The organism is Pigmentiphaga sp., assembly GCF_019689535.1.
GTDB lineage: Bacteria > Pseudomonadota > Gammaproteobacteria > Burkholderiales > Burkholderiaceae_B > Pigmentiphaga.
This window is the reverse complement of record NZ_JADGHH010000159.1, coordinates 1-8,403: the sequence shown is the minus strand read 5'-3', so window position 1 is coordinate 8,403 and position 8,403 is coordinate 1. Positions and strand designations below refer to the sequence as shown.

9 protein-coding genes are annotated in these 8,403 nt (G+C 64.8%); 6 read left to right on the top strand and 3 right to left on the bottom strand.

What is annotated here, in order from left to right; translation table 11 throughout:
• The first annotated feature begins 201 nt into the window (after positions 1–201).
• The 5 genes from IRZ12_RS13285 to IRZ12_RS13265 all read left to right on the top strand — a co-directional run bounded on the left by IRZ12_RS13285 (position 202) and on the right by IRZ12_RS13265 (position 5,692).
• Positions 202–825: a TetR/AcrR family transcriptional regulator gene (locus IRZ12_RS13285; RefSeq protein WP_296469217.1), complete on the top strand. Its 624-nt coding sequence runs from the start codon at positions 202–204 to the stop codon at positions 823–825.
• A 140-nt stretch (positions 826–965) separates the two neighbouring features.
• On the top strand, positions 966–2,297 hold the full coding sequence (locus tag IRZ12_RS13280) for an NTP/NDP exchange transporter (RefSeq protein ID WP_296469214.1): 1,332 nt from the start codon (positions 966–968) through the stop codon (positions 2,295–2,297).
• Positions 2,294–3,235: an aldo/keto reductase gene (locus IRZ12_RS13275; RefSeq protein WP_296469212.1), complete on the top strand. Its 942-nt coding sequence runs from the start codon at positions 2,294–2,296 to the stop codon at positions 3,233–3,235. The genes IRZ12_RS13280 and IRZ12_RS13275 overlap by 4 nt, the downstream gene beginning before the upstream one ends.
• Positions 3,236–3,412: 177 nt before the next feature.
• Entirely contained in the window at positions 3,413–4,864 is a 1,452-nt protein-coding gene (locus IRZ12_RS13270; protein ID WP_296469210.1) for a nodulation protein NfeD, read from the top strand.
• Positions 4,865–4,876: 12 nt separating this feature from the next.
• A complete protein-coding gene (locus IRZ12_RS13265; protein ID WP_296469209.1) occupies positions 4,877–5,692 on the top strand; it encodes a slipin family protein in 816 nt (271 codons plus the stop codon).
• Between the two features lie 46 nt (positions 5,693–5,738).
• On the opposite strand, the gene IRZ12_RS13260 is transcribed toward IRZ12_RS13265, so the two are convergent.
• Positions 5,739–6,335 carry a LysE family translocator gene (locus IRZ12_RS13260; protein ID WP_296469207.1) on the bottom strand — a complete coding sequence of 199 codons (597 nt, stop codon included), beginning with the start codon at positions 6,333–6,335 and terminating at the stop codon, positions 5,739–5,741.
• Entirely contained in the window at positions 6,332–6,655 is a 324-nt protein-coding gene (locus IRZ12_RS13255) for a cupin domain-containing protein (RefSeq protein WP_296469205.1), read from the bottom strand. The genes IRZ12_RS13260 and IRZ12_RS13255 overlap by 4 nt, the downstream gene beginning before the upstream one ends.
• A 92-nt stretch (positions 6,656–6,747) precedes the next feature.
• On the opposite strand from IRZ12_RS13255, the gene IRZ12_RS13250 reads away from it, so the two are divergent.
• Positions 6,748–7,614 carry an AraC family transcriptional regulator gene (locus IRZ12_RS13250; protein WP_296469203.1) on the top strand — a complete coding sequence of 289 codons (867 nt, stop codon included), beginning with the start codon at positions 6,748–6,750 and terminating at the stop codon, positions 7,612–7,614.
• Positions 7,615–7,625: 11 nt separating this feature from the next.
• Here IRZ12_RS13250 and IRZ12_RS13245 read toward each other — a convergent pair.
• Positions 7,626–8,403, bottom strand: a 778-nt coding sequence (locus tag IRZ12_RS13245; RefSeq protein WP_296469201.1) for an acetyl-CoA acetyltransferase, incomplete at its 5' end; no start/stop codon positions are given.

The window sequence follows — 8,403 nt, the reverse complement described above, 5'->3', positions numbered from 1 at the left end:
CTTGCCTGGACAATGCCCGCGGCGATCTCCGCCGCGATGGCATGGGTGAGGGACTTGGGATCAGGATGGGAAACGACGATTAATACATGCATGGGATGCTCCTGCCGCACGCTGCATCACAGCGACCTACCTTTGGTAACTTACTAATAGTAGGTTACCGTTGGTATATTAGCGGTGTCAACCCAATTGGAGTTCGTGGCGATGACACAAACCCGCCGCCGTCTCTCCCGCGAAGAGCGCTATCGTCAGCTCGTGGAGACCGCTTGGCAGCTGATCGGCGAAGAAGGCACGGAGGCACTGACCTTGGGTCGATTGGCGGAACGGTCGGGCGTGACCAAGCCCGTCGTCTACGATCATTTCGAGACACGGCTGGGCTTGCTTGCGGCGCTATATAAGGATTACGACGCGAGGCAGAATGCGCTCATGGACCAGGCGCTCCGCACGTGCGCACCCACTTTGGCTGAGGTGAGCCGCGTGATAGCGTCGTCCTATGTAAGGTGCGTGATGCGCCAGGGCCGCGAAATTCCCGGCATCATCGCGGCGTTGGCGGGCTCCCCCCAGCTTGAGGAGATCAAGCGGGAATACGAATCCGCGTTCATCGAGAAATGCCGCTGCGTACTTTCACCCTATGCGCCGGGTCACAAGATCTCGACCGCGAGTTTGTGGGGGATGCTCGGAGCAGCCAACGGCCTGTCCTATGCCGCGGCCCAAGGAGAGATATCGACCGCCCAGGCAGAAGATGAATTACGCACACTCATCGTCGCGATGGTCGAGCGGGGGAGAAAACCCGCCTCCGGCAAGGACCGCGGCGAGAAAGGCGGCTGAGAGTCTGCCTCTCGCGCTTGCCATTCTGCGCTGTCCTGCTACGCCGGGCCAACCCCTGCCGCCTCAGGCCGGGACCCGCTATGCTTATCGCCCGGGCGCGCCCAGTGCGTGGCAGCGCCGCTGTGCCCACGGAGCACCGCATGAAGCTCGAGTTCTCGCGCCTGTTCAACGTTCGCCGCGAGGAGATTCTTCCCGTCTCGCTCGCGGTGGGCTTTTTCTTCTGCGTGCTGACGGCCCTGATGATGCTGCGGCCGGCACGCGAGGCGCTCGGCATGCGAGGTGGCCTGGACGCCGTCCGGTGGTTGTTCGTTGGCACCGCGCTCGCGACGCTGGCCGTCAATCCTCTTTTCGGATGGTTGGTCAGCCGATTCCGGCGCACACAGTTCATCGCAGCGACGTATTGCTTCTTCGCCACCAGCCTCGGGGCTTTTTACCTCCTGCTCGTCGCAGCGCCCGAAGCAGTCGGAACGGCGAGCGGGCAGGTGTTCTACGTGTGGTTCAGCGTCTTCAACTTATTTTCGACCATGGTCTTTTGGGCGCTGATGGCGGACCGTTTCACGCTTGAACAGGGCAAGCGATGCTTCGGCCTCATTTCCGTGGGCGGCACGTTGGGCGCCATCTTTGGTCCGTGGCTAGCGTCCCTGCTGGCCAAGCCCTTGGGAACGCCGTCTTTGCTGCTGATATCGGCGGGGTTTTTGCTGCTGGCACTGGCCCTCGGACTCGGCATTGCGCGCCGCCGCCCGGAAAACGCAAAGCGGGAAACCCCAGGCGCTGCCCCCGAACGCATCGGCGGCAGCGCTTGGGAAGGCATCAAGGCCTTGTTCCGGTCGCGCTACCTAGCCGGCATTGCCCTATACGTGATCATCCTGGCGGTCATGGCGACGTTCCTGTATTTCACCCGGTTGCAGATGGTGGCAGCGGCGGGTAGCGAGCTGGACGTGCGCACAGCGCTGTTTGCACGCATCGACATGCTGACGCAGGTCGCCACGCTGGTAATCCAGCTCGCCGTCGCCGGCCAGTTGATGAAACGCCTGGGCGTGGCACTCACGCTGGCGCTTCTTCCGTTGACCGCGGCGCTGGGTTTCGTGGGGTTGGCGATCGTCGGCTCATTGGCGGCGCTGGTTGCATTCGAGGCGAGCTTTCGCGCCGTACAACGCGCCATCATGCGCCCCGCGCGCGAAACGCTGTTCACGGTGCTCAACCGGGAAGACAAGTACAAAGCCAAGGCTTTCATCGATACTTTCATCTACCGGTTCGGCGACGTGGCCGGCGCCCAGGTGGAGGGCATGCTCGGCAGGCTGGGCATGGGGCTCTACGCCGTGGCGGGGGCAGCCCTTCCGCTGGCCATCGTTTGGATGGGGCTGGCGCTTTGGCTGGGTCGCACGCAGCAACGTCTGGCCGGAGAACCTTCGGCGTCGACATCGACGTCGCCGCACGCCTTCAACATTTTGCAAGAGGGGAGCGAATCATGATTTCCCGCCGCGATACCTTGAAACTGGGCATGGCCGCGGGCGCGGCCGCGGCGCTCGCGCCCACCGCACTGTCCCGCGCTGCACCGGCACCCGAGCCGATCATCACGCGCCCCATCCCCAAGTCGGGAGAACGCTTGCCCGTGGTGGGGCTGGGCAGTTCAGCCACGTTCTCCGCGGTTGCCGGGAGCGAGGATTGGCAACGGCTGCGAAACGTTTTCATGTCGATGTTGGAGCATGGCGGCACCGTGTTCGATACGGCCCCGGCCTATGGCGCATCGGAAGAGGTAGCCGGACAAATCGTGCGCGAATCGGGGCTGGCCGACGAACTTTTCTGGGCGACCAAACTGAACGTCGCCCAAGGCGGCAGTGCCGACCCTGGGCGCGCCCGCGCCCAGGTGGAAACCTCTTTCCAGCGCGTGGGCAAGCAGGTGATCGACTTGATCCAGGTTCACAACATGGGCGACGTCGAGATGCAGTTCAGCATACTCAAGGAACTGCGCGAACAGCGGCGAATCCGCTATGCCGGCGTGACCACGACTTTTCCGCGCCAGTACGAATTGCTGGAGCAGACCATGCGCGCCGAGCCGCTCGACTTCATCGGCGTGGACTACGCCATCGACAACCGCGTGATGGAGGAGCGCATCCTGCCACTGGCGGCCGACCGGGGCATCGCCGTACTGGCCTACGCGCCGTTTGGCCGGACCCGATTGTGGGAGAAGGTGCGCGGCCGGGAGGTCCCGTCCTGGGCCGCCGAACTTGGCATTCGCACTTGGGCGCAGTATTTCCTGAAGTTCGTCATTTCCCATCCTGCCATCACCTGTGCCACGCCAGCCACCAGCCGCCCCGCCAACGTCGTCGATAACATGAGCGCCGCCCGGGAGCCGCTTCCGGACCGCGCGATGCGCGAACGCATGGCCAAGCACATCGAAACCCTGTAAGCAGCGGGGGCTGGGTGCCGGTTCAACCCCTCGCCCGACTGCGCAGTCGGCGGCCAGGAATGCAGCTTGCTGGAGCAGGCAGGATTGCCATCCGTGCAGTACCGGCCTATGCTCGAACTCCCCCCGCATCTATGTGCTTGCCGCCGCGCCGGCACATCGCAAGGCCAAGGAGACGTCATGCGAGCGCAGGATTCTCCCCACCGTGCGTCGCCCCGAGCGCCCCTTCTCCAATGGTGGGCGAAACGGTTGCTGCTGGTGTTCGTACTGCTCTGGCCGGGAGCCATTGCCGTCGCCGCAGCCCCAGACACCACCGCGCCGGGAACCGTCGTCCTGCTGGACGTCCAAGGCGCCATCGGGCCCGCCACCACCGGCTACCTGCAGCACGGCTTCGAGAGGGCCCGGCAGGAAAACGCACGCGCCATCGTGCTGCGCATCGATACCCCGGGCGGACTGGCCACTTCGATGCGAGACATCATCCGTTTGATGCTGGCCTCGCCCATTCCGATCATTGCCTATGTGGCTCCCAGCGGGGCCCAGGCCGCCAGCGCAGGGACGTACCTGCTGTATGCCAGCCACCTGGCGGCCATGGCCCCCGGGACCAACACGGGTGCCGCCACGCCAGTAAACATGGGTGGCTCCGGAGAGGGCGTCCCGGCGGGCGACCCGAAAGCGCGCAGGGAGCGGAACAAACCCCAGGGCGACGCCAAAGAGCCGCCCGAGCAGGCGCCCGAGGCCAATGCCATGACCCGCAAGGCCGTCAATGACGCGGTGGCGTTCATACGCAGCCTCGCCGACATGCATGGCCGGAATGCCGATTGGGCCGAAGACGCGGTGCGCAACGCAGCAAGCATCCCGGACCGCGAGGCACTCGAACGCAAGGTCATCGAAGTCGTGGCGAGCGATCTGGACGATCTGCTGGCGCAGGCGGACGGGCGCAGCGTCAAGCTCCAAGGCAAAGACGTGCGATTGGAAACCCGCGGTGCGACGATCGTATCGGTCGAAGCAGATTGGCGCACGCGCTTCCTCGCCATCATCACCAATCCCAACATCGCCTATATCCTGATGCTGCTTGGCATCTACGGCATCATCTTTGAACTGATGAGCCCCGGCGCCATTTTCCCCGGCGTGCTGGGGGCCGTGGCGTTGGTGGTCGGGCTATTCGCCCTCAACCTGCTTCCCATCAATTATGCGGGCATCGGCCTCGTGCTGCTCGGCATCGGACTCATGGCGGCCGAGGCACTCACGCCCTCTGTCGGCCTGCTCGGCATAGGCGGCGTCGCCGTCTTCGCGTTGGGTTCACTGTTCATGTTCGACGGCGACATTCCGGGCTTCCAACTATCGCTGCCCGTAGTCGCCGCCGCGGCAGCAGCAAGCGGCATATTGTTGGCCGTGGTCCTGGCGTCGGTCGTGCGCGCACACCGAAGACAGGTCGTGACCGGCGCCGATCGCTTGATCGGAGCGCGGGGCATCGTGTTGGCGTGGTCGCAGTCCGGCGGACAGGTCCGCATCCATGGCGAGCGCTGGCGCGCCCGCAGCGATGAGCCTCTGGCGCCCGGATCGCCCATACAGGTTACCGGCAGAGACGGCCTGACGCTGATCGTCAGGGCGGCGCCGCCCGACGCACACTAAGGAGCACGTACCATGGTCATTGCCCTCGTTCCCTACCTGATCCTCGTCCTCCTCGTCGTCATGGTCCTGTTGTCGATGATCAGGATCTTGCGCGAGTACGAACGCGGCGTCGTCTTCACCCTTGGACGATTCAGCGGCGTCAAAGGCCCCGGCTTGATCATCCTGATCCCGTTCGTCCAACAAATGGTGAGGGTGGACTTGCGTACGGTCGTGCTCGACGTTCCGAGCCAGGACATCATTTCGCGCGACAACGTGTCGGTAAAAGTGAACGCAGTGGTGTACTTTCGCGTCGTCGACCCCGACAAGGCTGTGATCCAGGTCGAGCGATACATGGAAGCCACCAGCCAGCTGGCCCAAACCACGCTACGGTCCGTCCTCGGCAAACACGAGCTCGACGAAATGCTCGCCGAACGAGACAAGCTCAATGCGGACCTGCAGGAAATATTGGACCGCCAGACCGAAGATTGGGGCATCAAGGTCAACAACGTTGAAATCAAACACGTCGATATCGACGAAAGCATGGTGCGGGCCATTGCGCGCCAGGCCGAAGCCGAGCGCAACCGCCGGGCGCGGATCATCAATGCCGAAGGCGAGCAGCAGGCAGCGCAGCGCCTCGTCGAGGCCGCCCAGACGCTGGCCGCGGCCCCCGAGGCCATGCAGTTGCGGTTTCTTTCGACGCTCTACGACATCAGCAACGACAGGTCGTCCACCATTGTTTTCCCCGTCCCCATCGATTTGCTCCGCAATATCTTCGATGCGCGCGCTGGCCGGCCTGGCCCCGCAGCGGGTGCGGCGCCGCAGAACGTAACCAACCCCGACGCGGCCTGAGCGCCGGCGTGAGGGTGCAGCGCCCAGACACCTTGCCCCGGGCGAATCAACCGCCAATGAACAAGAGCGCGGACGAGGCCGTGGCGATCGCCATGGCGCGGTGGAGACATGTCAAGCGCCGCCCGCCTTCCAGCAGGGTCTTCAAGAAGCCGCCGCAGGCGGCCCACAGGGCAATGGAAGGCAGCGCGCAGGCGAGGAAGACGACCGTCACGACCAGCAATCGCAAGAAATAATCGTCTTCCGCGACGGCATACATGGACACCCCGGACATGGTCATCATCCACGCCTTGGGATTGGCAAACTGAAACCCCATGCCATACCAGAATCCCAACGGCGCCCGGCTGCGGCCGTCGCTCAGTCCAGCGCTGCGCCACAAGCGCCACGCCAAATAGAACACATAGGCCACACCTAGGGCCCTCAGCCAGGCGACTCCATGCGGAAGGCTGGCGATCACCGCGCCCACGCCTGCGCCGCACAACATGAACAAGGCGGCAATGCCGGCCAGCGTACCGGCCATCAGGGGGATGGTGCGGACGAATCCATGCGCCAGGCCCGACGCGGTCATCAACACGTTGTTCGGCCCCGGCGTCGCAGCCATCGCGAACGAAAACAACACTAGAGACACGAACCATGCGGCCGTCATGTCGACTCGGTGCCGAAAAATATGACCCAGGCGGCGAAATCTTCCGTGAAATACTCGAAGCGGTGCGGCGTGCGGGCCGGCACGAAAAGCACGTCCCCCGCCTGGAACGGATGAAGAAGGCCGGCATTGAAGAACCGGCCTCGCCCCGCGATGACGACGTAGAGTTCGTCGCGCTCGTGCGGCGTTTGCAAGTCTTCCCCGCGGGGAACGTATAGTTCCAGCGACACGCAACCGTGTCGCCACAACTCCGCGAAGCGCTCTCCCCTGGCCTCCAGCACCGAACGCGCATGGGTCAGCGGCAACCAAGTTTGGGGTTCCATTATCCTTTTCCCGCCAACGGTCGAGGCAGGAGAGCCTCCGCATCGCGTCCGGCACTCCCCCGGTTGACCGGCAGTCCGTTATCGTTAAGGGCATGGACATACTGGACCGCAACGCACCGCCGCGTCTTGAAGGTTTGTGCGGGTCAGCGACAACCGCCGGCCCCGCCCCGGCGCGCCTGCACTATGGGCAGGGCGGCCCGGGCATCGAACGCCTGGCGGCGGATTTCACCGGCCCAGCCTTTGCCCCTCATCGCCACGACACCTACGCCATCGGCGTCACGCTGCGGGGCGTCCAGACCTTCCGCTATCGCGGCGAACAGCGGTACTGCCTGGTCGGGGAAGGGCACGTCCTGCATCCCGATGAACTGCATGACGGCGCGGGAGGTACCGAAGAGGGTTTCGGATACCGCATTCTTTACATCGCTCCGGCGCTGGTCCAGGAAGCCCTGGGAGGGCGGGCCCTGCCCTTCGTCGCCAACCCGGTCATCGACCGGAAATGGATGCGCCCCCTCTTCGAACAAGGATTGCTGGACATCGACCAGCCCTTGGATCCGTGCCAGCAGGTCGACCTGACGCTCTCCGTGGCGCACTTGCTGCAGCGTCACGCCGGCACCTCGACCCGGCTGCGCACTCCGCTTGCGCTCGACCGACTGGTGCGGGTGCGGGAGCTCATTGCGGCCGACCCATCGGTACCACGTCCGCTTGGGGAGCTGGAACGCGTGGCCGGCTTGGACCGCTGGACACTGGCGCGCCAGTTCCGGGCCGCCTTCGGCACGAGCCCCTCACATTTCCGCACCATGCGGCAGCTGGACAGGGCGCGCACGCTCGTGCGCGCCGGGGCGACGCTGGCAGACGCCGCGGCGGAGGCGGGGTTTGCCGACCAGAGCCACTTCACCCGCCTTTTCAAGCGTGCGTATGGATTGACGCCCGCAAGCTGGCGGCGGGCGATCGGGCAATGAAGAGGTCCTGGCTAAACCGCCGCACCACCCCCCAAAATAACGGTGCTCTGGCTCGACAGCGTGCCGCCGTTGCCATGCGCCAGCGCCGTTTCGCATTTCGCCACTTGTCGCTGTCCGGCTTCGCCGCGGATCTGCCGCACCGCCTCGATGAGCGCGAATACGCCGTACATGCCCGGATGACAATACGATAGGCCGCCGCCGTTGGTGTTGACCGGCAGGCTGCCGCCCGGCGCGATGGTGCCGCCCGATACGAAGCGGCCGCCTTCGCCCTTGGGGCAAAAGCCCAGGTCTTCGAGGAAGAGCAGCGTGGTGATGGTAAAGGCGTCGTATACCTCCACCACGTCGATGTCGCGGGGGCCGAGGCCTGCCATGGCATAGGCGGCGGCGCCGGAGTGCACCGCGCCGGTCACGGTCAGGTCCGGCATGCAACTGATGTGATAGTGGCTCAGGTGCTCGCCCACGCCCAGCACATAAGCTGGTGCCTTGCGTAGGTCGTTCGCGCGCGCGGCCGAGGTCATGATGAGTGCACCGCCGCCGTCGGTGACGAGGCAGCAATCACGCACCGTGAGCGGATGACTGACCATGCGGGACGCAAGCACGTCCTCCACGGTAAGCGGCGTTTTTTCCCATGCGACCGGATTGTGCAGCGCCCACTGCCTGGCGGCGACGGCCACTTCGGCTAGTTGCTCGCGCGTCGTGCCGTACTCGTACATGTGGCGCGCAGCGGCGAGCGCGTACGAGCTCGCGGTATAGATCGGACGGTAGGGGGCTTCGTGGGGGTTAGGGTCG